Here is a 23,322-nt window from a genome sequence, read left to right as displayed (position 1 = left end):
GAGGGCGTACGTGACCACCATCGACAAGACCCGGAACGTCCCCGAGCCGCGCGGCGCGGCCGAGGGTGACGTCCCCCTGCTCGAAGTGCGCGACCTGCACGTCGAGTTCCACACCCGTGACGGCGTGGCCAAGGCCGTCAACGGCGTCAACTACACCGTGCGGTCGGGCGAGACCCTCGCCGTGCTGGGCGAGTCCGGCTCCGGCAAGTCCGTGACCGCGCAGGCGATCATGGGCATCCTCGACATGCCGCCCGGGCGGATCCCCCAGGGCCAGATCCTGTACCGGGGCGAGGACATGCTCACCATGTCCGGCGACGCCCGGCGCAAGATCCGGGGCAGCAAGATCGCGATGATCTTCCAGGACGCGCTCTCCGCGCTGAACCCGGTGCTGTCCGTCGGCTACCAGCTCGGCGAGATGTTCCGCGTCCACCAGGGCCTGAGCAAGAAGGAAGCCAAGGCCAAGGCCATCGAGCTGATGGACCGCGTGAAGATCCCGGCCGCGAAGGAGCGCGTCGGCGACTACCCGCACCAGTTCTCCGGCGGTATGCGCCAGCGCATCATGATCGCGATGGCGCTCGCCCTGGAGCCGGACCTGATCATCGCCGACGAGCCGACCACGGCCCTCGACGTGACGGTCCAGGCACAGGTCATGGACCTGCTCGCGGATCTGCAGCGCGAGTACAACATGGGCCTGATCCTGATCACCCACGACCTCGGCGTCGTCGCCGACGTCGCGGACAAGATCGCGGTGATGTACGCGGGCCGGATCGTGGAGACCGCGCCGGTGCACGAGCTGTACAAGCGGCCGGCACACCCCTACACCAAGGGACTGCTCGAGTCGATCCCGCGCCTGGACCAGAAGGGCCACGAGCTCTACGCGATCAAGGGCCTGCCGCCCAACCTCACGCGCATCCCCTCCGGCTGCGCCTTCAACCCGCGCTGCCCGCAGGCCCAGGACATCTGCCGTACGGACGTCCCGCCGCTGCACCCGGTCACCGAGCGGGACGGCGGCGAGCTGGCCGGCCGCGGCAGCGCGTGCCACTTCTGGAAGGAGACGATCCATGGCTGACCTGGAGAAGACGGACGAGTCCATGGACGCCACCCCCAACGTCACCGAGGTCGAGACGGTGGAGGCCGCCACCGACGAGGAGGCCGTCGCCGCCATCGAGGCGCCGGTCGAGCGCGGTGAGCCGATCCTTCAGGTGCGCAACCTGGTCAAGCACTTCCCGCTGACCCAGGGCATCCTGTTCAAGCGTCAGATCGGCGCGGTCAAGGCCGTGGACGGGGTCTCCTTCGACCTCTACCAGGGCGAGACCCTCGGCATCGTGGGCGAGTCCGGCTGTGGCAAGTCCACCGTCGCCAAGCTGCTGATGATGCTGGAGAAGGCGACCGCGGGCGAGATCTTCTACAAGGGCCAGGACATCACCAAGCTGTCCGGGCGTGCGCTGAAGGCGGTCCGGCGGAACATCCAGATGGTGTTCCAGGACCCCTACACCTCGCTCAACCCCCGTATGACGGTGGGCGACATCATCGGGGAGACCTTCGAGATCCACCCCGAGGTGGCCCCGAAGGGCGACCGCCGCCGCAAGGTCCAGGACCTGCTGGACGTGGTCGGCCTCAACCCCGAGTACATCAACCGCTACCCGCACCAGTTCTCGGGCGGTCAGCGCCAGCGCATCGGCATCGCCCGGGGCCTCGCACTCAACCCCGAGATCATCATCTGCGACGAGCCGGTCTCCGCACTGGACGTGTCCGTCCAGGCGCAGGTCATCAACCTGATGGAGAAGCTCCAGGACGAGTTCAACCTCTCCTACCTCTTCATCGCGCACGACCTGTCGATCGTCCGGCACATCTCGGACCGGGTCGGGGTCATGTACCTCGGCAAGATGGCCGAGATCGGCACGGACACGGAGATCTACGACCACCCGACGCACCCCTACACCCAGGCGCTGCTGTCGGCGGTCCCGGTCCCCGACCCGGAGTCCCGCGAGGGCCGCGAGCGCATCATCCTCACCGGCGACGTCCCGTCCCCGGCCAACCCGCCCTCGGGCTGCCGCTTCCGCACCCGCTGCTGGAAGGCCCAGGACAAGTGCGCCCAGGAAACCCCCCTCCTGGCCATCCCGGAGCGCTTCCAGGCCTCCGACACCCCGGCGGCCCACGAGTCGGCCTGCCACTTCGCGGAGGAGAAGGACGTGGTCCACGCGGCCTGACCCACGAGGTCGCGCAGCTGCACAAACCCGCGCGAACTGCGTTAACACGCAGGCAACTTCGCCGACCCGGTCCCGATATACGGACGCGTCAGGCTGGTCAGCGTACGGCCGTGCGGGTGCCGTAAGCGGGCCGGGGCGCATCATGCGCCCCGGCCCGTTGCCGTGCTCAGGCGGGACGGCTGATGCCCAGCGAGCGCTTCAGGAAGTCGACCTGGAGGAGCAGCAGGTTCTCCGCGACCTGTTCCTGCGGGGTGATGTGGGTGACCCCGGACAGCGGCAGGACCTCGTGCGGGCGGCCGGCGGCCAGGAGCGCCGACGACAGGCGCAGGGCGTGGGCCACGACCACGTTGTCGTCGGCGAGGCCGTGCACGACCATCAGGGGGCGGTGCGGCTCGGCGGGGGAGGACAGCCCGTCGGCGGTCACCAGAGAGCTCCCGGCGTACGACTCCGGGTTCCGCGCCGGGTCGCCGAGGTACCGCTCCGTGTAGTGCGTGTCGTAGAGACGCCAGTCCGTCACCGGCGCCCCCGCGATCCCCGCGTGGAAGACGTCCGGCCGGCGCAGCACCGCGAGGCCCGCCAGCCAGCCGCCGAAGGACCAGCCGCGGATCGCCACCCGATTCAAGTCCAGCGGATACCTCTTCGCGAGGTCGTGCAGGGCCTCCACCTGGTCGTCCAGAGCCAGGGTGAAGTCGTGGTGGATCCCCTTCTCCCAGGCGGGCGAGCGGCCCGGCATGCCCCGGCCGTCCGCGACGATCACGGCGAACCCCTGGTCCGCGAACCACTGCGAGGTGAGGTACGGGTTGTGGGCCGCGAGCACCCGCTGTCCGTGCGGCCCGCCATACGGGTCCATGAGCACCGGCAGGGGGGTGTCACCGGCGTAGTCCCGAGGCATAAGCACGGCGCACGGAATGCGGCGTGCGCCCCCCTCGGTGAGAGTCACGCGGGGGGACATACCAGGATCTTCGGCGTATGAGGGGACAGTCGCGATCGGCTTTCCGTCACGCAGGACCCGCACCCGCGAACCTGGCCGATCCAGCGTCGCCGAGACCAGGACGGTCACGCCCCCGGCGCGCGCCGCCGTGTGCACGCCCGGCTCCTGGGACACCCGCTCCACGCCCAGCTCGTTCACCCGGTACACATGCACCTGGCCCGTCTCCGGCTCCGCGGCCTCCTCGCCCGCCGACGCCGAGACCAGCACGTCGTGCTCGGAGACGTCCAGCACGGCCCGGAGGTGCAACTGCGCTCCCGTGAGCGGCCGTTCCCCGACCGCCAGCACCCGCGCACCGCCCTCGTCCGCGATCCGGACCAACTGCCCGGCCGGGCTCCAGCACGGCACCCCGGGGAAAAGATCAAGCCATGTTCGATCTTCGTCGGCGTGCACCATCCGCGTCGCGCCCGACTCCGGATCCACGGCCAGGATCAGCTGGCTGCGCTGGTCGCGCGCCTGTACGAGCAGCAAGGGTGCGCCCGCCGCTGACCAGTGCACACGCGCCAGATACGGGTACCGCGCCCGGTCCCAGGCGATCTCCGTGCGCACCCCGTCCAGACCGATGACGAACAGCCGTACGTCCGCGTTGCCGGTGCCCGCCGCCGGGTACGCCACCCGCTGCGGCTCGCGATCCGGATGCGCCGGGTCGGAGATCCACCACCGCTGCACCGGTGTGTCGTCCACGCGCGCCACGAGCAGCCGGTCCGACTCCGGGGCCCACCAGAAACCACGCGAGCGCGCCATCTCCTCGGCGGCGATGAACTCGGCGAGTCCGAATGAGACATTCTCCGAATCCGGCTCGGCGAGCGCCCGGTCGCCGTCCCCCTCGGCGTCCACGACGCGCAGAACCCCCTGGGCGACGTAGGCGATGTGCCGCCCGTCGGGCGACGGACGCGGGTCGATCACCGGCCCCGGAACGGGCAGTTCACGCGCCGTCCCGGCCCGCAGCTCGGCCGCGAAAAGCCGCCCTGACAAGGTGAAAGACGCCAACTCGACGGCCGTGTCGGTGGCGTACCCGACGATGCCGGCCCCGCCCTCCCGACTGCGTTCACGCCGGGCACGCTCCTCGGGCGAGAGATCCTCCGAGGCGCCGCCCAGCAGCGCGCGCGGGTCGGCGGCCACGCGCTCCCTGCCCTGCTCCGTGTCGAGGACCCACAGGGAACTCGCCCGGTCCGTTCCGGAACTGGAGCGAAGGAACACGACACGTGAACCGTCGGGCGCCACGGTGAACGAACGCGGCGCGCCGAGCGTGAAGCGCTGGGTACGGGCGTGCCGTCGGGGGAAGGAGTCAGGCTCGGTCGTCATGCCCTGACCATATTGGCCATGCGCCCCCTTGTGCGGCCGTGCGCCGATCGATGCGCACGGACGGATAGTTATGATCAATGTCGCATAGTGGGTATGAACCTGCTGGCTGCTGTACGGATTTAATGCCCCCATAGTCCGACCCCCCGCGCCCCTGTGGATCTTTGGAGGTGAACCGCCGTGGCACTCTCGATTTCGGCGGTGGTGCTGCTGGCGATCATCGTCTTCCTGCTGATCAAGAAATCAGGGCTGAAGGCGGGTCATGCGATCGTCTGCATGTTGCTCGGCTTCTACCTGGCCTCCTCGACCGTCGCTCCCACGATCAGCGAGCTGACGACGAACATCGCGGGCATGATCGGCAGCATCAAGTTCTGACCGTCCTGGGACCTCGTAGGCTGGCCCCATGACGGAACTGCCCGACCGGCGTCTTTTGCTGGTGCACGCGCACCCGGACGACGAGTCGATCAACAACGGCGCGACCATGGCCAGGTACGCGGCCGAGGGTGCCCACGTCACCCTGGTCACCTGCACCCTGGGGGAGCGCGGCGAGGTCATCCCGCCGGAGCTCGCCCACCTGACCGGTGCCGCCCTGGGCCGGCACCGCCGCCGTGAGCTCGGCGCCGCCATGGCCGAGCTCGGTGTCCAGGACGTCCGTCTGCTCGGCGGCGCCGGACGCTACAGCGACTCCGGGATGATGGGCCTGCCCGACAACGACGACCCCGCCTGCTTCTGGCAGGCCGACGTCGACGAGGCTGCCGCTCACCTCGTCGAGGTGATCCGCGAGGTACGCCCGCAGGTCCTCGTCACCTACGACGACGACGGCGGCTACGGCCACCCCGACCACATCCAGGCGCACCGCGTCGCCATGCGCGCAGCGGAACTGTCCGCCGAGGCCGGTTGGAAGATCCCGAAGGTCTACTGGAACCGGGTCCCCCGGTCCGTTGTGGAGCAGTCCTTCGCCCGGCTCCAGGAGGACCTGCCCGGGCTGCCCTTCGCCAAGTCGGCCGCCGTCGACGACGTGCCGGGCGTCGTGGCCGACGAGCGCGTCACCACCGCCGTGGACGGCACCGCCCACGCCGCCGCCAAGGCCGCCGCGATGCGCGCCCACGCCACCCAGATCACCGTGGCCGCGCCGTACTTCGTGCTGTCCAACGAGCTCGCCCAGCCGATCCTCACCACGGAGTACTACGAGCTGGTGCGGGGTGAAGGGGGCCCCGGGGAGCGGGAGACGGACCTGTTCGCCGGCGTCGAGGAGGCCTCATGAACGACCGGACCCCGATGCTCGCCCAGCCGCTGCGGCCGCCGTCCGTCTCACGGGCCGCCGCCTTCCTCGGGCTCTTCGTGCTGGGAGCCGTGGTCTGCGTGGCCGGGGCGCTGGTGCAGCCCGGGTGGTTCCCGGGCGGACTGCTGCTCGCGCTCGCCGGTGAGGCCGGTCTCGTCCTCGGTGCCGCGCGCCTCACCCGCAGCCGGGTCGGGGGCGTCGCGGCCGCCGGAGGCTGGATCCTCGCCGTCACCCTGCTCACCGCCGGCCGCCCCGAGGGAGACTTCCTCTTCGCCGCCGGGAGCGGCTCCTACCTCTTCCTGCTCGGCGGCATCGCCGTGGCTGTGATGTGTGCCACCCTCGGTCCGGGGCGGCAACCGGACGGCCACCCCGTCCGACTTGGCAAGTGACGTACCACTTCGCCAGAACGTGGGCGTGGGGGTCCGGTGTGGGTTTCCCCGGCGGTCACGGGATACGGGCGAGAAGTGGCCAGTATGGTGGTGCGCGCCGCCGAGCTGCCCGCGTGAGGTTGTGACGGGCGGCGGAGCCAACCGGGAGAACCTGCCTTGAGTCGTGAAACTGACACTCCGTCCTCCGGGCCCAACGGGCGCGGCGGAGCCGCCTACCCGTCGGGTACGCCGCCGTACGGGACCCCGACGGTCTCCGACGCCGGTGCGGACGCGGCCCGTTCGTCCACGCGGCCGGAGGAACGCAAGACCGAGACCACGCTGACGACCCGGATCCGGATCAACATCCCCGGGTCGCGGCCCATTCCGCCGGTGGTGGTGCGCAAGCCCGTCACCGGGGCACAGGGCGCGGACGACACCGGGGCCGGTGCGAGTGCCGGGCCCGGCGACGAAGCCACGGCGCCGGGTGCCGCCACGTCCACGGGCCCGGGTGCGGCCACGGCCGAGCCTCCCGCCGAGCCTGCCCGGCCGGGCGACGACAAGCCCACCAGCGACTGGTTCGCGCCCCGCAAGTCCGGCTCGGGCAAGCCGGGCCAGCAGAGCGGCTCCACCAACGGCGCCGGTCTGCCGGGCGGTTCGGGCCCCGCTGCGGGCGGTTCCGGAACGGGCGGACCGGGTACGGCCGCTCCCGGTACCGGCGCGTCGGGTGCCGGGCGTCCGGGCGGCGTGGTCGGCTCCATGAGCGCTCCGGGCGGTTCCCGGCCCGGCGGCACCAACGGCTCCGGGCTGCCGGGCGGTGCGACCGGCGGACCCGTCGCTCCCGGGCACGGCGGCGGTACCGGCTCCTTCGACGTCACCGAGGCTCTGGCGGCGGGCCCGCTGGGCAACGGTTCGCGTCCCGCCCCGGGCAGTGGCGAACCGCGCCGGGACGACCTGCCGTTCTTCTCGGAGAACGACCGAGGGCAGAACGGGCAGAACGGACAAGGCGCCTACGGTGGTCAGGGGGGCCCGGGCGCGCCCAACGGCGCCGGTGGACCCGGCGGCCGGGGCGGGCAGGGCACTCCGGGCCCGGCGGGCCCCACCGGCGGTCCGGTCACCGGTGACAGCCCGATGCTCCCGCCGTCCGGCGGACCCGGTGCTTTCCGCGACTCCGGGCGACCCGGTGGTCCCGGCGGTCCTGGCGGTCCCGGCGGTATCGACGAGCCCGGTCGCCCGGGCGGTCCCGGTGGGCCCGGCGGCTTCGCCGAGCAGGGCAGGCCCGGTGCGCCCGGTGCCCCCGGCGGCTTCAACGACCCCGGCCGCCCTGGCGGCCCCGGCGCGCCCTCCGGCCCCGGAGGCCCCGGCGCCCCGACCGGCCCCGGCGGTCCAGGCGGCCTCGGCGGTCCCGGCGGTCCCGGCGGTCCTGGCGGTCCCGGCGGTCCCGGCGGTCCTGGCGGTCCCGGTCCGAGGGGCGGCGCCCCGGGCGGCCCCACCGGAGCCCGTAACGCCGCTTCTCCGGCCGCCCCCGGCGCACCCGCCACCCCCGGCGCCCCGGGCGCTCCGGGTCATGGCCCCGGCGGCGGTATGAGCGACGACACCGCCATCCTGACCCCGCAGAAGCCTGCCCCCGAACCCCCGGAGGGCCAGGGTTACGCCGGCGCACGCCACGACAACGTCTCCGGGCACACCGTCACCAGCGGCATCCCCGTCGTACCGCCCGGCGCGGCCTCGCAGTACGGCCCGGGCGCGCCCGGCGACGGCCCGGTGCCCCACACGGCCCCGAAGCTGCCCGAGCCGGTCTCCCCGCCCCCGGCGAACTCCTCGAAGGCGCCGAAGAAGAAGGGCCGCAACAAGCTCGTGCTGCTCGCGGCCGGTGTGGTGGTCGTCGCCGGTGGCGTCTACGGCGCCGGGCTGCTGATGAACCGCACCGACGTGCCCAAGGGCACCAGTGTGCTCGGCGTCGACATCGGCGGCACCACCCGTGACGGCGCGGTCAAGAAGCTCGACGAGGCCTTCGACGCCAACGCGGGCAAGCCGCTGAAGCTCTCGGTGGAGGGCAAGACCGTGTCCCTCGACCCCGACAAGGCCGGACTCCAGTTCGACATGGACGCCACGGCCGACGCGGCGGCGAAGAGCGACTACAACCCGGTCTCCGTGATCGGCTCGCTCTTCGGCAACCACCGTGTCGTCACGCCCGTCATGCCCGTGGACGAGGAGAAGCTGCACGCGTCCCTGGAGGGTGCCGCCGGCGGCTCCGGCTCGGCGTCCGACGGCACCATCAAGTTCCAGGGCGGCAAGGCCGTCCCCGTGTACGGCAAGACGGGCAAGGGCATCGACGTCGCCAAGTCGACCGCGGCGATCGAGGAGGCCTACCGCACGCAGGTGGAGACGGGCACGGCCGGCCCGGTGAACCTCCCGACCACCACCCGGCAGCCGACCGTCTCGAACGCCGAGGTCGACCGGGTGCTGAAGGACTTCGCCCAGCCCGCGATGTCGGCCAAGGCCATCGTGCAGACCGACGCGGCGCACAGCATCCCGTTCGGAGCGCTGTCACTGCCGAAGATCCTCGGGTTCAAGGCCGTCGACGGCAAGCTCGTGGAGACGTACGACCTGGAAGCGCTCAAGGAGGCGTACGGCAAGACCTTCGACGGCGTGCAGATCGAGACCGCCACGGGCAAGCGTGACGTGCTGCCCCAGGACGTCGTCACCGCGCTGCGCAAGGCGCTGCGCGGCAAGACGACGGCGGAGCGCACCGCGGTCATCGACACCACCCCGAACTGATCCCGGCGTGGACGACGAAGCCCCTGCCCGGACCGGGCAGGGGCTTCGTCGTCACGGGCGTGCTGCCGTCACGGACGCGTGACGCAGTACCGGGCCCGAGGGAGGCCGAGCTGGTCGACTTGGCGAACGGGCCGTCGGCACCGCGCGACCCGTCGGCCACCCCCGCGCGACCCCGGCATGACAACTGTCACGCGGCACTCGGGACGCCCGACACTGCCTCCGCCGGCGCCTTGGAAGCCACCATGACCGCATGACAACGACAGCCTCGGTGGTCGCGTTCGACCAGGTGAGCAAGGCGTACGGCACCGTCCGGGCCGTGGACGGACTGACCCTCGCCCTCCGCCCCGGCGAGACGGTGGCGCTGCTGGGCCCCAACGGCGCCGGCAAGTCCACCACCCTCGACCTGCTCCTCGGCCTCAAGAATCCGGACCGCGGCACGGTCCGCCTGTTCGGCACCAGCCCCCGGGACGCCATCGTCGCCGGGCGGGTGGGAGCCATGCTGCAGAGCGGCGGGCTGATGGACGAGGTCACCGTCGCCGAACTGGTGCGGCTCGCCTGCGATCTGCACCCGAAGCCGTACCGGCCCTCCGAGGTGCTGTCCCGCGCGGGCATCACGCAGCTCGCCGACCGCAAGGTCGACAAGCTCTCCGGCGGCCAGGCCCAGCGCGTCCGCTTCGCCCTCGCCACCGCCGGCGACAGCGACCTCATCGTCCTGGACGAGCCCACCACCGGCATGGACGTCACCACCCGCCAGGCCTTCTGGGCCACCATGCGCGAGCAGGCCGGCCAGGGCCGGACCGTGCTGTTCGCCACCCACTACCTCGAAGAGGCCGACGCCGTCGCCGACCGGGTCCTGGTCCTGCACCGCGGCCGGCTCCTCGCCGACGGCACCGCCGCCGAGATCAAGGCCAAGGCCGGCGCCCGCCGCGTCTCCTTCGACCTGGCGGACCCCGTGGACGAGGCGGCCCTGCGCGGCCTGCCCTTCCTGACCTCCCTGGCCGTCTCCGGCCGGACCGTCCGCATCCAGTCCACCGACGCCGACGCCACCGTCCACGCCCTGTACGGCCTCGGTGTCCACCCCCGCAATCTCGAAGTCGCCGGACTCGGCCTCGAGCAGGCCTTCGTCGCCATCACGGCCGCCGAGGAGGCGAAGTCGAAGTGAACAGCCTGATCAAGCTGGAACTCGCGCGCGCCCTGCGCAACCGCAAGTTCCTGTTCTTCTCCGTGATCTACCCGTCGGTGCTGTTCCTGATCATCGCGGGCAACGCCGACAGCACCACGAAGGTGCCCGGCAGCGCCCTGACCCTGCCGACCTACATGATGGTCTCCATGGCCTCCTTCGGCGCCCTCACGGCCGTCCTCATGGGCAACGCCGAGCGCATCGCCAAGGAGCGCGAGGGCGGCTGGGTACGGCAACTGCGCCTGACCACCCTGCCGGGCCGTGGATACGTCCTCGCCAAGACCGCGAGCGCCGCCGTCGTCAGCCTGCCGTCCATCGTCATCGTCTTCGTCGTCGCGGCGGCCGTGAAGGACGTGACCCTGGACGCCTGGCAGTGGCTCGCCCTCACCGGCGCGATCTGGGCCGGCAGCCTGGTCTTCGCCGCGCTCGGCGTCGCCCTCGGCTACCTGGCGAGCGGCGACGCGGTCCGCCCGATCACGATGATCACCTACTTCGGCCTGTCGATGCTCGGCGGCCTGTGGATGCCGACGACGACGTTCCCCGACTGGCTCCAGAACATCGCCGAATGGCTGCCCACGCACGCGTACGCTGCCCTGGGGCAGGCCATCGAGCAGAGCCGCGCCCCGCACGTCCAGGACCTCGCGGTCCTCGTCGTGTCCTTCGCCCTGTTCGCGGGCGGCGCGGCCTGGCTGTACCGGAAGGACACCTTGAAGGCGTGAGCGGCGTGAGGATCGGCATCGGGCAGCGCCCGGTCAACCGCAAGCAGCGGGCGGTGAAGTCGCTGTGGACCGGCATCTGGCTGGTCTACCTGAGCGCACCCGTGACCGACCTGCTGCACGGTGGCCACAGCACGGGGGTGAGCATCCTCGGCTGGCTCGGCCTGGCCGCGTTCGTCGCCTGGTACATGGCGCTGGTCTTCCGTACCGGCCGGGGCGAGCGCGAGCGCCTGGTGCTCGGCTCCCTCGGGGTCCTCGCGGCCCAGTCCACCCTCCTCGCCCTCACCCTGGGCCGCGAGTGGCTGGTGCTCTTCGTGTACGTCTCGATCGCGTCCGGGGCGGCCCTGCCGCTGCGCATGGCGCGCTGGACGATCCCGGCCACCTGCGCGCTGCTGACCGCCGTGGCGCTCGCGGTGCCGGACGGCCACTCCTTCCTGGCCGGCCTGCTCATACCGGCCCTGCTGGGCGGCTTCGCGATGACCGGGGTACGCGAACTCGTCCGGACGACCATCGCGCTGCGAGAGGCCCGCGCCACCGTCGCCCAGCTCGCCGCCAACGAGGAACGGCTGCGCCTGGCCAGGGACCTGCACGACCTGCTCGGTCACTCGCTCTCCCTGATCACCCTCAAGAGCGAGCTGGCCGGCCGGATGCTCCCCGACCATCCCGGCAAGGCCGCCCAGCAGGTCGCCGACATCGAACAGGTCAGCCGACAGGCCCTGGTCGACGTCCGCGAGGCCGTCACCGGCTACCGCCGCCCCCGGATGAGCGCCGAACTCGCCGGTGCCCGGGTCGCCCTCACCGCCGCCGGTGTCACCGCCGAGCTGCCCGCCGGCACCGACCTCGCCGACGTCGGCGAGGAGAGCGAGTCCGCCCTGGCCTGGGCGCTGCGCGAGGCGGTCACCAACGTCGTACGGCACAGCGGGGCCCGCCGCTGCACGGTCGAGCTGCTGCGCCGCCAGACCCTCGACGGCCCTGTGCTCGAACTCACCGTCGAGGACAACGGCTCGGGCGGCCGGGGCGGCCACGGCAACGGCCTCACGGGCCTCACCGAACGCCTGACGAAGGCGGGCGGCACCCTGGAGGCCGCTCCGCTCAAGCACGGCTTCCGCCTGGTCGCCCGCGTGCCCACGGCCGGACCGGCGGACGTAGGATCCCCGGCATGAGCCGCACGATCAAGGTCCTGCTCGCCGAGGACCAGTCGATGGTCCGCGAGGCCCTGGCCGCCCTGCTCGGCCTTGAGGAGGACATCGAGGTCGTCGCCCAGGTGGCCCGCGGCGACGAGGTCCTGCCGGCGGCCCGGGCACACGCCGTCGACGTGGCCCTGCTGGACATCGAGATGCCCGGTGCGACGGGCATAGAGGCCGCGGCCCTGCTGCACGCCGAACTCCCGGCCGTGAAGCTGGTCATCCTCACCACCTTCGGCCGCCCCGGCTATCTCCGCAGCGCCATGGAGTCCGGCGCCGACGCCTTCCTGGTCAAGGACGCCCCCGCCGCCCAGCTCGCCGAGGCGGTCCGCAAGGTCCTCACCGGCGAACGCGTCATCGACCCCACCCTCGCGGCAGCGGCCCTGGCGGAGGGCGCCAACCCGCTGACGGACCGGGAACGAGAAGTCCTGCGAGCGGCCGCCGACGGCTCCACGAACGCGGAACTGGCGGCGACCCTGCACCTCTCCCAGGGCACGGTCCGCAACTACCTCTCCACGGCGATCCAGAAGCTGGCGGTCCGCAACCGCGCGGAGGCGGTCCGAGTGGCGCGCGAAAAAGGCTGGTTGTAGAACGGGCCCCGAAGGGGCGCGGGGCTGTTATCGATATGCGGCTCCGCCGCGTGGGCGCGACCAGCCACAACGCACCGGCACTCGCGCCACGATGCGAAGCCATACGGCGAGAAGGCGTCAGTTGAGCATCGCCCGGGCCGCCGCAGCCTCCCCCCGCACCCGCTTCGAGGCGGCCTCATCCACCGCCGAGACGACGTCCGCGTACGCCTCCAACTCCACGGCTCCGCCGACGAAATCCCCCCGCTGAACGAGCAACTGCGCCCGCTCGTACCGCAACCGTGCCGGATGCGACGGCAGCAGCAGCGACAACTCGACCGCCCACAACGCCACATCCGACCGCTCCGGCCGAGCGACCGCCCACGCCCGTACGTTGTTCAGGATCCGCAGCACCACGTCCAGCGGATCGGCCGGCCGCAACATCGCCGGATCCAGCCGTGCCCCGGTCGCCCCCACGACGAGCAACTCGGCGTCCGCCCCGGTCAGCACCCGCCCCCCGTCGAACGGATCGGCGAGCACCTGCTCCGCACCGGACCCGAACCCGACCACGAAGTGCCCCGGCAGAGCCACCCCGCACACCGGCGCACCGGCCCGCCGGGCCACCTCCATCCACACCACGGACAGCAGGATCGGGAGCCCCCTGCGCCGCACCAGCACCTCGTGCAACAGCGAGGACTCCAGCCGCTGGTAGTCGGCCGGAGTGCCGTGGAACCCCATGCGCTCGCCGAGCAGCTCCCGCAGGGCGACGGCCCACGCGCGCGGCCCTCCGGGCCGGTGCGGCAGCAGCCCGGCCAGCCGGTCGAGCTCGACCTGCGCTTCGTCCAGACCGCCCTCGTCCAGCTCCCGGTCCGCCTCCGCGCCCACCAGCAGGCACAGCGTCGACAGGTCGGGCCGCTCGGACCGGGCCTCTTCGGAGAACCTCCGCCGCAGCTCGGCGGAACGCTCCGGGGAAGGGGGATACGGGGGACGCATAACTGACTCGTGCCCTCTCACAACGATCCGTCATCGAGATCCGACATCGCGATCCGACATCGCAATCCCACATCGCGATCTGACATCGCGATCCGTCACCGGCGGCCCGTGCCGCCGGCCTCCGGCGCCCGGTAGTGGTGGTAAGCGTGGTGCGCGGCGAAGCCCATGCCGGCGTACAACGCCCGCGCTCCCTCATTCTCGTCCTCGACCTGGAGCCACGCGGCCGACGCCCCCTCGTCGAGGGCCTGCCGGGCCAGTGCCGCCATCACGGCCGTGCCCAGCCCCTGCCTCCGCAGCGCCGGATCGACCTCCACGGCGGCGAACCCGGCCCACCGCCCGTCGACGACACACCGCCCGACGGCGGCCGGAGCGGCCCCCTCGGTGGCACCCGGCACGGTCGCGAACCACACCGACGGACCGCTCCCCAGCACCCGCAGCGCCACCTCGCTCACGCCCTTGCGCTGATACCGGGCCAGCCACGCCTCGTCGGCGGTCCGGGACAGCACGACCTCCGACGGATCGGCACGGTCGGCGATCGGCGCGAGCGGTCCGATCCACATCTCGGCGGTCACCTCCCGCACCCAGCCCCGCGCCTCGAGTTCGGCGCACAGCGACTCCTGCGTGCCCTCGGCGCCGGTCGCGGTCTGGACGTAGGCGGGCAGGCCGCGGTCGGCGTACCACCGCCGCACCGCCCCCAGCGCCTCGTCGAGCGGCACTCCGGGGTCGCCGAGCGGCAGCACCGAATTGGCCCGCCGGGTGAACCCGGAGGCGGCCCGCAGCTCCCACTCTCCGAGCCGCTCGCTCTCCACGGGCCGCCAGGCGCGGGCGGCGACCCGGGCCAGTTCGTCGTAGGAAGCGGCCGGACCACGGCGACGCGCCGGGACGGACGGCACGACCTTGCCCGCGACCAGCGCGGATTCCGCGATGCGGACGCTTTGGCCGTCCTTCCGTGTGATCAGCAGCACACCCTTGTCCCATGATGTGAGAACACCGACCGTGTCGGTGAACTTCTCACCCGGAGCCGGATGTTCGATCAAGCTCCGCACTGAAACCCGTTTGCCCACGTCAGCAGCGGTGATACGGACCTCGAGTCGCCCGGCGGCAGAGATTTCCACAGGTCAGTTCACCCCTCCTGTTCGGATCATGCCCAAGAACGGAGATACTAGGGGCGGGCATCGACGACGCCGCGCTCCCGCGCGCCAGGCGGCGGAGCCTGAGGAGGCCCGCCAGCGCCCTATCGAGGAGGAACGACAGCGTGACCTACGTCATCGCGCAGCCTTGTGTCGACGTGAAGGACAAGGCGTGCATCGAGGAGTGCCCGGTCGACTGCATCTACGAGGGCTCCCGGTCCTTGTACATCCACCCGGACGAATGCGTCGACTGTGGTGCCTGCGAGCCGGTCTGCCCGGTCGAGGCGATCTTCTACGAGGACGACACCCCGGAGGAGTGGAAGGACTACTACAAGGCGAACGTCGAGTTCTTCGACGAGCTCGGCTCGCCCGGCGGCGCCAGCAAGCTGGGACTGATCGAGCGCGACCACCCCTTCATCGCCGCGCTGCCGCCGCAGGCCTAGTCACCGCAAGCGGCCCGCACAGCGTGCCGCCTCGGTCCCGTACGGCCCGATCACGCCCTGATCGCCGTACGGGACCGAGGCGTTTCCCGCCACCGGCTCGTGCGTACCAGAAAGTGAGCCAGATCCCGTGTCCGCAGTCTCCGACCGTCTCCCCACTTTCCCCTGGGACAAGCTGACGCCGTACAAGGCCACGGCCGCCGCCCACCCGGACGGCATCGTGGACCTGTCCGTCGGTACCCCGGTCGACCCGGTCCCCGAGCTGATCCAGAAAGCACTGGTTGCCGCGGCGGACTCGCCGGGCTATCCGACCGTCTGGGGCACGCCCGAGCTGCGCGACGCGATCACCGGCTGGGTGGAGCGCCGCCTCGGCGCCCGGGACGTCACCCACCGCCACGTCCTGCCGATCGTCGGCTCCAAGGAGCTCGTCGCCTGGCTCCCGACCCAGCTGGGCCTCGGCCCCGGCGACCGGGTGGCCTACCCGCGCCTGGCCTACCCGACGTACGAGGTCGGCGCCCGCCTGGCCCGTGCGGAGTACGAGGTCTACGACGACCCGACGGAGCTGGACCCCGAGGGCCTGAGGCTGCTCTGGCTGAACTCCCCGTCGAACCCGACCGGCAAGGTCCTGTCGAAGGCGGACCTCACCCGGATCGTGGCGTGGGCCCGCGAGCACGGCGTCCTGGTCTTCTCCGACGAGTGCTACCTGGAGCTGGGCTGGGAGGCCGACCCGGTCTCGGTGCTGCATCCGGACGTCAACGGCGGCTCGTACGACGGCATCGTGTCCGTCCACTCCCTCTCCAAGCGCTCGAACCTCGCCGGCTACCGCGCGGCCTTCCTGGCGGGCGATCCGGCCGTCCTCGGCCCGCTCCTGGAGATCCGCAAGCACGGCGGCATGATGACGTCCGCGCCGACGCAGGCGGCGGTGGTGGCGGCCCTGGGCGACGACGACCACGTCCGCGTCCAGCGCGCGCGTTACGCCTCCCGGCGCGAGCTCCTGCGCGAGGCCCTGCTCACCCACGGCTTCCGCATCGAGCACAGCGAGGCCAGCCTCTACCTGTGGGCCACCCGGGGCGAGTCCTGCTGGGACACGGTCGCCCACCTCGCGGAACGCGGCGTCCTCGTGGCTCCCGGCGACTTCTACGGCCCGGCGGGCGCGGAGTTCGTCCGCGTGGCCCTGACGGCGACGGACGAGCGGATCGCGGCGGCGGTACGCCGGTTGTGACCGCCGGGGATGGCGGCGGTACGCCGGCTGTGACCGCCCGGGGGCGGCGGCTTCCGACCGGCCGCACCGGCCCCCACAGGCCCGCAGGCACACGGCGACGGGGTCCAGGGAAGCTCCCTGGACCCCGTCGGTGTTCGAGCCCGGCCTCAGCCGATGGGCAGCCCCTTCGTCGGCAGCGAGCCCGCGGCCGGCACTCCGCCCTTCGTCAGGGCGCCCGTCGGCAGGCCCCCCTTCGCGGAACCGGCCGTGTCACCGACGAGCTGCCCGGCGGAGCCCGCGGCGTCACCCGCCGCCTTCTGCGCGACGGGGGTGGCCTTCTTGACCACTCCGCCGCCGAGCTTGCCCGCGGTCGGCACGGCCTTCTTCACGGACTTGCCGCCGGTGTCACCCGCGGACTTGGTGACCTCCTGCGCCGCACTGTCGACGGTGTTGCCGACGCTCGCCCCGTCCAGGGCGGTCAGGCCGCCGAGGTTCGGGGAGGCCGGCAGCTCGGGGGCCGCGCTGGCGGAGCCGGCCGCACCGACCCCGGCAGCCGCCCCCGCAGCGACGATCAGCGCGGCACGGGCGATCCGGCGGGTCAGGGGGAGGGACATGGTGCTCCTTCGACGGGAGAGAACGGTGAGCTTCGTGAAGTGTCCGGCCGGGTCCGGGACTTGATCGGCTGGTTGCCGATCGGCCCGGCTCGGGCGCAGTGACTACCGCTCGAAGCCCGCGAAGGTTGCGGTGGCGTAACGTAAAGAATTGGTAATGCGTCGCATAATCGGTTGCGGGCATACGGGCGAAAAGACCAGCGGGAGAAAGCCCGCCGAATCCTTCCCGCCCTTTGCTCCCAAGGGTCTCGTGGAGTCCCGGGTGAGGACGCGAAAACCTGCGCCCACCGTCACGGCCGAGCCGCGCGCGTAACCCCCAGGGGTGAGGCCCCGTACCCCTGCGCGAGCTAGCGCATCGTGACGATACGGACGGCGTTCACGTCCCGTTCCGCACCCGAGCCGCCCTTCGCCGTGGAGGCCCGCCACTCGCTGGCGGTGTTCCCGGCGACCCACTCCCGCCCCGCGTACGTGACGCGCGCGATGTGCAGCTCGGAGGCGTTGGCCACGGACCAGTGCGCCAGCTGCCAGCCGCGCCGCTCGGTGTTCCGCCCCGTGGCGGAACCGGCGTCGGCGGTCACGGGCAGCGTCACGGTCCGGCCGTCGGTGCCGCCCGGGGACGGCGTCGGGGTGGGCGTCGGCGCGTCACCCACCTGGGCGCCGGCCGGCTCCAGGACGTCCCGCCCGAAGTCCCGCACGAGCGCGGCCCGCACCCCGTCGGGGCCCGTCGCCCGGGTCGCGGCCGGACGGCCCTCGCAGGTCAGCGTGGCCGCGGACTGCCCGGTGAGGGCCGCGGCGAGCAGTGCGGCGTCCGGCTCGTGCTTGGCGTAGGCCTGGGGGAAGCCGCTGCGCTGCACGCGCTGCGCGGCGACGGTGAGAGGCAGCCGCGTGTAGCCGGGCACCTTGACCAGGTGGTCGTAGAACTCGCCGGCCGAGTACGCCGGGTCCAGGATCTCCTCCGGCGTGCCCCAGCCCTGCGAGGGCCGCTGCTGGAACAGGCCGAGCGAATCCCGGTCGCCGTGCTTGATGTTGCGCAGGGCCGACTCCTGCAGCGCGGTCGCCAGCGCGATGGTCACGGCCCGCTCCGGCAGACCCCGGCCGGTGCCCACGGCGGTGATCGTCGCCGCGTTCACCGCCTGCTCGGGCGAGAACTCGTACGACGCCCCGTCTCCCTTGCCGGAGACGACTTTGCAGCCCGGTTCGCCCGTGCCTCCGGTGACGTACTGCACGACGAGGTAACCGGCGACCGCGAGCAGGATCACGAAAGCGGATCCGCATCGGAGGAGACGGCCACGGCGCTTGGGGGTGGGGGACGGCTCTGGCACGTCGTACAAAATACTGGAGAGTACTGAGTGCCTTGGGCCGGATGGGGACACTGGGCACCGGACCTGGCGCGTTAGGGTCGACGGCATGGCGCACACCTCGCTCGACCTCACGCTGGACGCCGCGCAGCTCACCGCCCGGCTCGTCGACTTCCGCTCCGAGAGCGGCACCGAGAAGCCGCTCGCGGACGCGGTCGAGACCGCGCTGCGCGCGCTGCCCCACCTGACGGTCGACCGGTACGGCAACAACGTCGTGGCCCGGACGAACCTGGGCCGCTCGGAGCGGGTGATCCTGGCCGGCCACATCGACACGGTCCCGATCGCCGACAACGTCCCCTCGCGGCTCGACGAGGACGGTGTGCTGTGGGGCTGCGGCACCTGTGACATGAAGTCCGGCGTCGCGGTGCAGCTGCGCATCGCGGCCACGGTCCCCGCACCCAACCGCGACCTGACCTTCGTCTTCTACGACAACGAGGAGGTCGCCGCGGAGCTGAACGGCCTCAAGCACGTCTCCGAGGCGCATCCCGAGTGGCTCCAGGGCGACTTCGCGGTGCTCCTGGAACCGTCCGACGGCCAGGTCGAGGGCGGCTGCCAGGGCACCCTGCGGGTGCTGCTGAAGACCACGGGCGAGCGGGCCCACTCGGCACGCGGCTGGATGGGCTCCAACGCGATCCACAAGGCCGCCCCGATCCTCGCCCGCCTCGCCTCCTACGAACCCCGTTGGCCGGTCATCGACGGCCTGGAATACCGCGAGGGCCTGAACGCGGTGGGCATCACCGGGGGAGTGGCCGGCAACGTGATCCCCGACGAGTGCGTCGTCACCGTCAACTTCCGCTACGCCCCCGACCGCACACCGGAGGAGGCCGTCGCCCACGTCCGTGAGGTCTTCGCGGACTGCGGGGTGGAGGAGTTCGAGGTCGTCGACCACAGCTCCGCGGCGATGCCCGGCCTGTCCCACCCGGCGGCGAAGGCGTTCATCGAGGCGGTGGGCGGCACCCCGATGCCGAAGTACGGCTGGACCGACGTCTCCCGCTTCTCGGCCCTCGGCGTCCCGGCCGTCAACTACGGCCCGGGCAACCCCCACTTGGCGCACAAGCGGGACGAGCGCGTGGAGATCGCGAAGATCCTCGCGGGCGAGGAGCGGCTGCGGAACTGGCTGACCGCCTGACCCCTCCGGGACACCGTCGTGTTTACGCCGCTCCATCGCGGACATGCTCACGTCCCTCGTTCGTAACCCGCGTAGATCTACGCTGAGGTGGAACGACCCGCACGACGGAGGGAGCGCACATGGCGACCGGCAACCCCGAGGGGAAGAAGCAGCCGCCGGAGGAAAAGCGCCTGGGCCCGGTCCTTCAGCGGCGGGACCAGGTGCAGGCCAGCACGACCGACCAGCGGCTGCTGGACGAGCGGGCCCCCTCCGACTGGGTGCACACCGACCCCTGGCGCGTGCTGCGTATCCAGTCGGAGTTCATCGAGGGCTTCGGCACGCTCGCGGAACTCCCCCCGGCGATCAGCGTCTTCGGCTCGGCCAGGACCTCGCCGGACTCACCCGAGTACGAGGCGGGTGTCCGGCTGGGGAAGGGTCTGGTGGAGGCGGGCTTCGCGGTCATCACGGGCGGCGGCCCTGGCGCGATGGAGGCGGCCAACAAGGGTGCCGTCGAGGCGAGCGGCATCTCGGTCGGCCTCGGCATCGAGCTGCCGTTCGAGCAGGGCCTGAACCCGTACGTCGACATCGGCCTGAACTTCCGCTACTTCTTCGTCCGGAAGATGATGTTCGTCAAGTACGCCCAGGGCTTCGTGGTCCTGCCCGGCGGTCTCGGCACCCTCGACGAGCTCTTCGAGGCCCTCACCCTCGTCCAGACCCAGAAGGTCACCCGCTTCCCCATCGTCCTCTTCGGCAGCGAGTACTGGGGCGGCCTGGTCGACTGGCTCCGCGACACGGTCATCGCCCAGCGCAAGGCCGCGGAAAGGGACCTCCTCCTGTTCCACGTCACGGACGACGTGGACGAGGCGGTGGCCCTGGTGTCGAAGGAGGCGGGGCGGTAGGAGGCCTTTCGAGCTCAGCCTCCTGTCCGACAGCTTCGGGTGGCGGGTGGGCACAGGCCCGGGGGTCCAGGGGGCGGAGCGGAGCCCCCTGGTACCTCAGGTCAACGCCCTAGGCCAGCCCACGCCGGGCAACGGCAGGCTCCCGCCACCCCGCGATCGCCGCGACCATGTCCAGCACCTGCCGCGTCTCGGCGACCTCATGCACCCGGTACACCTGCGCCCCCAGCCACGCGGACACCGCGGTCGTCGCCAGCGTCCCCACCACTCGCTCCTTGACGGGCTTGTCCAGCGTCTCTCCCACGAAGTCCTTGTTGGACAGGGACACCAGCACGGGCCACCCGGTGGCGACCATCTCGTCCAGCCGCCGGGTCGCCTCCAGACTGTGCCGCGTGTTCTTCCCGAAGTCGTGCCCGGGATCGATCAGCACGGACTCCCGCGGCACCCCCAGCTCCACCGCGCGCTCGGCCAGCCCGACCGTCACATCCAGAATGTCGGCCATGACATCGTCGTACCGCACCCGATGCGGCCGGGTGCGCGGCTCCGCGCCCCCGGCGTGCGTGCACACCAGCCCGACTCCATAGCGCGCGGCGACCTCGGCGAGCCCCGGATCCACCCCGCCCCACGCATCGTTCAGCAGGTCCGCCCCCACCTCGCACACGGCCGCCCCGACCTCGGCCCGCCAGGTGTCCACACTGATGATCACGTCCGGGAAGCGCCGCCGCACCTCCGCCACGAAGCCGACCGTCCGCCGGACCTCCTCCTCGGCCGTGACCTCCTCGCCCGGCCCGGCCTTGACCCCGCCGACGTCGATGATCGCGGCCCCGTCGGCCACCGCCTGCTCCACGCGCGCGAGGGCCGGTTCGTCACGGAAGGTGGCCCCCTGGTCGTAGAAGGAGTCCGGCGTCCGGTTCACGATCGCCATGATCACCGGCTCGTGCGGCTCGAATTCCCGCCTGCCCAGCCTGAGCATCCCCTGTGACCTTTCCTGATACGACCCGTCTTCCGCCGCCTGCGACCCTAACGGTCGGACTCGCATGGCACGATCGGAGCCTGACAACATCCGACTCCGAGGGCTCCGGGGATGATGCAGACTCCTGGCCTTCGAAGACACCGACACATCCGACCGTGGGGGCTCCGCGATGGTTATGTTCCTGTTCCTGGTCGTCGCGCTAGCCGTCGTGGTCGCCGCGGTGACCCTCGCCGTGGTGGGCGGCGGCGAGAACGGCCCGCTGCCCGAGGCCGCCCCCGAGCGGCTGCGGGACCCGCTGCCCCCGGACCGCCCGGTCGACCGAGCCGACGTGGAGGCCCTGCGCTTTCCCCTCGCGGCGCGCGGCTACCGCATGGCGGACGTGGACGAGGCCCTCAGCCGCCTGGGCGCCGAGCTCGCCGAGCGCGACGCCCGTATCACCGACCTGGAGTCGGCCCTGGCCGGCGCCCGAGCGGCAGCCACGCATTCTCCGGAGCACCATGTGTCCATGGACAAGCCCGCCCCGCGCCCGGAGGACCGGCCGTGAGTGACGGCACCGCCCTCGCCGGCCCGGACGGGGCGCTGCGCTGCCCCTGGGCGCTGTCCGCCCCCGAGTACGTGACCTACCACGACGAGGAGTGGGGCCGCCCGGTCCACGGCGACGACGCGCTCTACGAACGCCTCAGCCTGGAGGCCTTCCAGTCCGGCCTGTCCTGGATCACGATCCTGCGCCGCCGCCCGGGCTTCCGCGCCGCCTTCGCCGACTTCAAGATCGCGTCCGTGGCCGCCTTCACCGACGAGGACCGCGAGCGCCTCCTGGCCGACACCGGCATCATCCGCAACCGCGCCAAGATCGACGCGACCCTCGCCAACGCGCGCGTGCTGACCGAGTGGGCCCCGGGCGAACTGGACGCCCTGATCTGGTCCCACGCCCCCGAGCCGGGCACCCGCCCGGTCCCGAAGGCGCTCTCCGACGTCCCCGCCGTCACACCCGAGTCGACGGCCCTGTCCAAGGCCCTGAAGAAACGGGGCCTGCGCTTCGTGGGCCCGACGACGGCGTACGCCCTGATGCAGGCATGCGGCCTGGTGGACGATCACCTGGCAACCTGCGTGGCGAGAAGCGCCCCGTAAGGGGCGCGGGGCTGAGCCGATGTGCGGCTCCGCCGCGGGGGGCGCGATCAACCACAGAGAACCCGCAGCCCCCGACGGCGCTACACCCCCGAGCTCACCGGCCCAGGTACTTCGGCTTCTCCTTGTTCACGAAGGCCTGCACCGCGATGGCGTGATCCTCGGAGGACCCGGCCCGGGTCTGCAGCTCGTCCTCCTTCTCCAGGGTCTCCTCCAGGGAGTGCGTCAGCCCGAACGCGACCGACTCCTTCAACGCCGCATACGCCACCGTCGGCCCCTCGGCCAACCCCCGCGCCACCTTCTCGGCCTCCGCCCGCAGCTCACCGGCAGGCACCAGCCGGTTCGCGATACCCAGCTCGTACGCCTCCTGGGCGCTGATGCTCCGCGGGAAGAGCAGCAGGTCAGCGGCCCGACCCGGTCCGACCACCCGAGGCAGCGTCCACGAGATCCCCGAGTCGGCCGTCAGCGCCACCCCGGCGAACGAGCTGTTGAAGGCGGCCGTGTCCGCCACGATCCGGTAGTCCGCGGCGAGCGCGAAACCGAAGCCCGCCCCGGCCGCCACCCCGTTCACGGCGGCGACGACCGGCTTGGCCGCCCCGGCCAGCGCCCGCACGATCGGGTTGTAGTGCTCCCGGACCGTGTTCATGGTCTGCCCCGAGCCGGTCTCCCGGTCCTGGACCAGCAGCCCGATGTGCTCCTTGAGGTCCTGCCCCACGCAGAACGCCCGGTCGCCGGCGGCGGTCAGCAGCACCGCCCGCACGGCGGTGTCGCCCGCCGCGGACTCGACCGCCTCCCGCAGAGCGACCTTGGTCTCCACGTTCAGCGCGTTCATCGCCTCCGGGCGGTTGAGCGTGATCGTCGCGAGTCCGTCGCTCACCTCGTAGAGCACGGTGTCGGCCATGGCGTATCCCCT

The 23,322-nt window shown here is 72.1% G+C and carries 22 protein-coding genes and 1 pseudogene; 16 read left to right on the top strand and 7 right to left on the bottom strand.

Annotated elements, in window-relative coordinates:
• The first annotated feature begins 10 nt into the window (after positions 1-10).
• Together ABEA82_RS06605 and ABEA82_RS06600 are read left to right on the top strand one after the other, a co-directional pair.
• Positions 11-1,069 (top strand): ABC transporter ATP-binding protein, encoded by a 1,059-nt coding sequence (locus ABEA82_RS06605; RefSeq protein WP_345660423.1) that lies wholly within the window; start codon positions 11-13, stop codon positions 1,067-1,069.
• Positions 1,062-2,210 (top strand): ABC transporter ATP-binding protein, encoded by a 1,149-nt coding sequence (locus ABEA82_RS06600; protein ID WP_345660422.1) that lies wholly within the window; start codon positions 1,062-1,064, stop codon positions 2,208-2,210. The genes ABEA82_RS06605 and ABEA82_RS06600 overlap by 8 nt, the downstream gene beginning before the upstream one ends.
• A 166-nt stretch (positions 2,211-2,376) precedes the next feature.
• Here ABEA82_RS06600 and ABEA82_RS06595 read toward each other — a convergent pair whose 3' ends face one another.
• Positions 2,377-4,503, bottom strand: coding sequence for a prolyl oligopeptidase family serine peptidase (locus ABEA82_RS06595; protein ID WP_345660421.1), 2,127 nt, complete (start codon positions 4,501-4,503; stop codon positions 2,377-2,379).
• A 177-nt stretch (positions 4,504-4,680) separates the two neighbouring features.
• On the opposite strand from ABEA82_RS06595, the gene ABEA82_RS06590 reads away from it, so the two are divergent.
• The 8 genes and pseudogenes from ABEA82_RS06590 to ABEA82_RS06555 all read left to right on the top strand — a co-directional run bounded on the left by ABEA82_RS06590 (position 4,681) and on the right by ABEA82_RS06555 (position 12,598).
• On the top strand, positions 4,681-4,875 hold the full coding sequence (locus ABEA82_RS06590; RefSeq protein ID WP_003992731.1) for a hypothetical protein: 195 nt from the start codon (positions 4,681-4,683) through the stop codon (positions 4,873-4,875).
• A gap of 28 nt (positions 4,876-4,903) precedes the next feature.
• Complete coding sequence (gene mshB, locus ABEA82_RS06585) at positions 4,904-5,764, top strand: N-acetyl-1-D-myo-inositol-2-amino-2-deoxy-alpha-D-glucopyranoside deacetylase (RefSeq protein ID WP_345660420.1); 861 nt, start codon at positions 4,904-4,906, stop codon at positions 5,762-5,764.
• A complete protein-coding gene (locus tag ABEA82_RS06580) occupies positions 5,761-6,171 on the top strand; it encodes a DUF6113 family protein (RefSeq protein WP_345660419.1) in 411 nt (136 codons plus the stop codon). Before mshB ends, ABEA82_RS06580 begins: the two co-directional genes overlap by 4 nt.
• A gap of 156 nt (positions 6,172-6,327) precedes the next feature.
• Positions 6,328-8,928: a hypothetical protein gene (locus ABEA82_RS06575; protein WP_345660418.1), complete on the top strand. Its 2,601-nt coding sequence runs from the start codon at positions 6,328-6,330 to the stop codon at positions 8,926-8,928.
• A gap of 313 nt (positions 8,929-9,241) precedes the next feature.
• A pseudogene (locus tag ABEA82_RS06570) lies at positions 9,242-10,090 on the top strand (ABC transporter ATP-binding protein); the annotation flags it as partial.
• A complete protein-coding gene (locus ABEA82_RS06565) occupies positions 10,087-10,827 on the top strand; it encodes an ABC transporter permease (protein WP_345660416.1) in 741 nt (246 codons plus the stop codon). The pseudogene ABEA82_RS06570 and the gene ABEA82_RS06565, both read left to right, overlap by 4 nt.
• The gene (locus ABEA82_RS06560) at positions 10,824-11,987 is read left to right on the top strand and encodes a sensor histidine kinase (protein WP_345660415.1); all 1,164 of its coding nucleotides are present in this window, start codon (positions 10,824-10,826) and stop codon (positions 11,985-11,987) included. The genes ABEA82_RS06565 and ABEA82_RS06560 overlap by 4 nt, the downstream gene beginning before the upstream one ends.
• Complete coding sequence (locus tag ABEA82_RS06555; RefSeq protein ID WP_345660414.1) at positions 11,984-12,598, top strand: response regulator transcription factor; 615 nt, start codon at positions 11,984-11,986, stop codon at positions 12,596-12,598. The genes ABEA82_RS06560 and ABEA82_RS06555 overlap by 4 nt, the downstream gene beginning before the upstream one ends.
• A 117-nt stretch (positions 12,599-12,715) precedes the next feature.
• On the opposite strand, the gene ABEA82_RS06550 is transcribed toward ABEA82_RS06555, so the two are convergent.
• On the bottom strand, positions 12,716-13,567 hold the full coding sequence (locus ABEA82_RS06550) for a transglutaminase family protein (RefSeq protein ID WP_345660413.1): 852 nt from the start codon (positions 13,565-13,567) through the stop codon (positions 12,716-12,718).
• Between the two features lie 95 nt (positions 13,568-13,662).
• The gene (locus tag ABEA82_RS06545; protein WP_345660412.1) at positions 13,663-14,682 is read right to left on the bottom strand and encodes a GNAT family N-acetyltransferase; all 1,020 of its coding nucleotides are present in this window, start codon (positions 14,680-14,682) and stop codon (positions 13,663-13,665) included.
• A 140-nt stretch (positions 14,683-14,822) separates the two neighbouring features.
• Between ABEA82_RS06545 and fdxA the strand changes: the two genes are divergently transcribed.
• Positions 14,823-15,140 carry a ferredoxin gene (gene fdxA / locus ABEA82_RS06540; protein WP_010047804.1) on the top strand — a complete coding sequence of 106 codons (318 nt, stop codon included), beginning with the start codon at positions 14,823-14,825 and terminating at the stop codon, positions 15,138-15,140.
• 127 nt (positions 15,141-15,267) lie between these two features.
• Positions 15,268-16,359, top strand: a complete 1,092-nt coding sequence (locus tag ABEA82_RS06535) for a bifunctional succinyldiaminopimelate transaminase/glutamate-prephenate aminotransferase (protein ID WP_345660411.1) — start codon at positions 15,268-15,270, stop codon at positions 16,357-16,359.
• 146 nt (positions 16,360-16,505) lie between these two features.
• On the opposite strand, the gene ABEA82_RS06530 is transcribed toward ABEA82_RS06535, so the two are convergent.
• Both ABEA82_RS06530 and ABEA82_RS06525 read right to left on the bottom strand, forming a co-directional pair.
• Positions 16,506-16,952 carry an ATP-binding protein gene (locus tag ABEA82_RS06530; RefSeq protein WP_345660410.1) on the bottom strand — a complete coding sequence of 149 codons (447 nt, stop codon included), beginning with the start codon at positions 16,950-16,952 and terminating at the stop codon, positions 16,506-16,508.
• 344 nt (positions 16,953-17,296) lie between these two features.
• A complete protein-coding gene (locus ABEA82_RS06525) occupies positions 17,297-18,271 on the bottom strand; it encodes a heavy metal transporter (protein ID WP_345660409.1) in 975 nt (324 codons plus the stop codon).
• 85 nt (positions 18,272-18,356) lie between these two features.
• Here ABEA82_RS06525 and dapE point away from each other — a divergent pair, with 85 nt between their 5' ends.
• Both dapE and ABEA82_RS06515 read left to right on the top strand, forming a co-directional pair.
• Positions 18,357-19,436, top strand: coding sequence for a succinyl-diaminopimelate desuccinylase (gene dapE / locus ABEA82_RS06520; protein ID WP_345660408.1), 1,080 nt, complete (start codon positions 18,357-18,359; stop codon positions 19,434-19,436).
• Between the two features lie 119 nt (positions 19,437-19,555).
• Positions 19,556-20,314, top strand: coding sequence for an LOG family protein (locus ABEA82_RS06515; protein ID WP_345660407.1), 759 nt, complete (start codon positions 19,556-19,558; stop codon positions 20,312-20,314).
• A 109-nt stretch (positions 20,315-20,423) separates the two neighbouring features.
• On the opposite strand, the gene folP is transcribed toward ABEA82_RS06515, so the two are convergent.
• Complete coding sequence (gene folP, locus ABEA82_RS06510) at positions 20,424-21,284, bottom strand: dihydropteroate synthase (protein ID WP_345660406.1); 861 nt, start codon at positions 21,282-21,284, stop codon at positions 20,424-20,426.
• A 169-nt stretch (positions 21,285-21,453) separates the two neighbouring features.
• On the opposite strand from folP, the gene ABEA82_RS06505 reads away from it, so the two are divergent.
• Together ABEA82_RS06505 and ABEA82_RS06500 are read left to right on the top strand one after the other, a co-directional pair.
• Positions 21,454-21,828, top strand: a complete 375-nt coding sequence (locus ABEA82_RS06505) for a DivIVA domain-containing protein (RefSeq protein WP_345660405.1) — start codon at positions 21,454-21,456, stop codon at positions 21,826-21,828.
• Positions 21,825-22,412 (top strand): DNA-3-methyladenine glycosylase I, encoded by a 588-nt coding sequence (locus ABEA82_RS06500; protein WP_345660404.1) that lies wholly within the window; start codon positions 21,825-21,827, stop codon positions 22,410-22,412. Before ABEA82_RS06505 ends, ABEA82_RS06500 begins: the two co-directional genes overlap by 4 nt.
• A 94-nt stretch (positions 22,413-22,506) precedes the next feature.
• Here the strand turns inward: ABEA82_RS06500 and chcB are convergent, their stop codons facing one another.
• Positions 22,507-23,310: a 2-cyclohexenylcarbonyl CoA isomerase gene (chcB, locus tag ABEA82_RS06495; RefSeq protein ID WP_345660403.1), complete on the bottom strand. Its 804-nt coding sequence runs from the start codon at positions 23,308-23,310 to the stop codon at positions 22,507-22,509.
• Between the last annotated feature and the right edge of the window lie 12 nt (positions 23,311-23,322).

The sequence above is a fragment of the Streptomyces venetus genome (assembly GCF_039540295.1).
GTDB lineage: Bacteria > Actinomycetota > Actinomycetes > Streptomycetales > Streptomycetaceae > Streptomyces > Streptomyces venetus.
The sequence above is the reverse complement of the archived record's forward strand: the minus strand, read 5'-3'. Positions and strand labels throughout refer to the sequence as shown.

Coding starts and splice junctions, on each gene's coding strand:
- ABEA82_RS06600 (WP_345660422.1), top strand. CDS start 1,062: ATGGCTGACCTGGAGAAGACGGACGAGTCCATGGACGCCACCCCCAAC.
- ABEA82_RS06595 (WP_345660421.1), bottom strand. CDS start 4,503: ATGACGACCGAGCCTGACTCCTTCCCCCGACGGCACGCCCGTACCCAG.
- mshB (WP_345660420.1), top strand. CDS start 4,904: ATGACGGAACTGCCCGACCGGCGTCTTTTGCTGGTGCACGCGCACCCG.
- ABEA82_RS06580 (WP_345660419.1), top strand. CDS start 5,761: ATGAACGACCGGACCCCGATGCTCGCCCAGCCGCTGCGGCCGCCGTCC.
- ABEA82_RS06555 (WP_345660414.1), top strand. CDS start 11,984: ATGAGCCGCACGATCAAGGTCCTGCTCGCCGAGGACCAGTCGATGGTC.
- ABEA82_RS06550 (WP_345660413.1), bottom strand. CDS start 13,567: ATGCGTCCCCCGTATCCCCCTTCCCCGGAGCGTTCCGCCGAGCTGCGG.
- ABEA82_RS06530 (WP_345660410.1), bottom strand. CDS start 16,952: ATGTCCCTCCCCCTGACCCGCCGGATCGCCCGTGCCGCGCTGATCGTC.
- dapE (WP_345660408.1), top strand. CDS start 18,357: ATGGCGCACACCTCGCTCGACCTCACGCTGGACGCCGCGCAGCTCACC.
- ABEA82_RS06515 (WP_345660407.1), top strand. CDS start 19,556: ATGGCGACCGGCAACCCCGAGGGGAAGAAGCAGCCGCCGGAGGAAAAG.
- folP (WP_345660406.1), bottom strand. CDS start 21,284: ATGCTCAGGCTGGGCAGGCGGGAATTCGAGCCGCACGAGCCGGTGATC.
- ABEA82_RS06505 (WP_345660405.1), top strand. CDS start 21,454: ATGGTTATGTTCCTGTTCCTGGTCGTCGCGCTAGCCGTCGTGGTCGCC.
- chcB (WP_345660403.1), bottom strand. CDS start 23,310: ATGGCCGACACCGTGCTCTACGAGGTGAGCGACGGACTCGCGACGATC.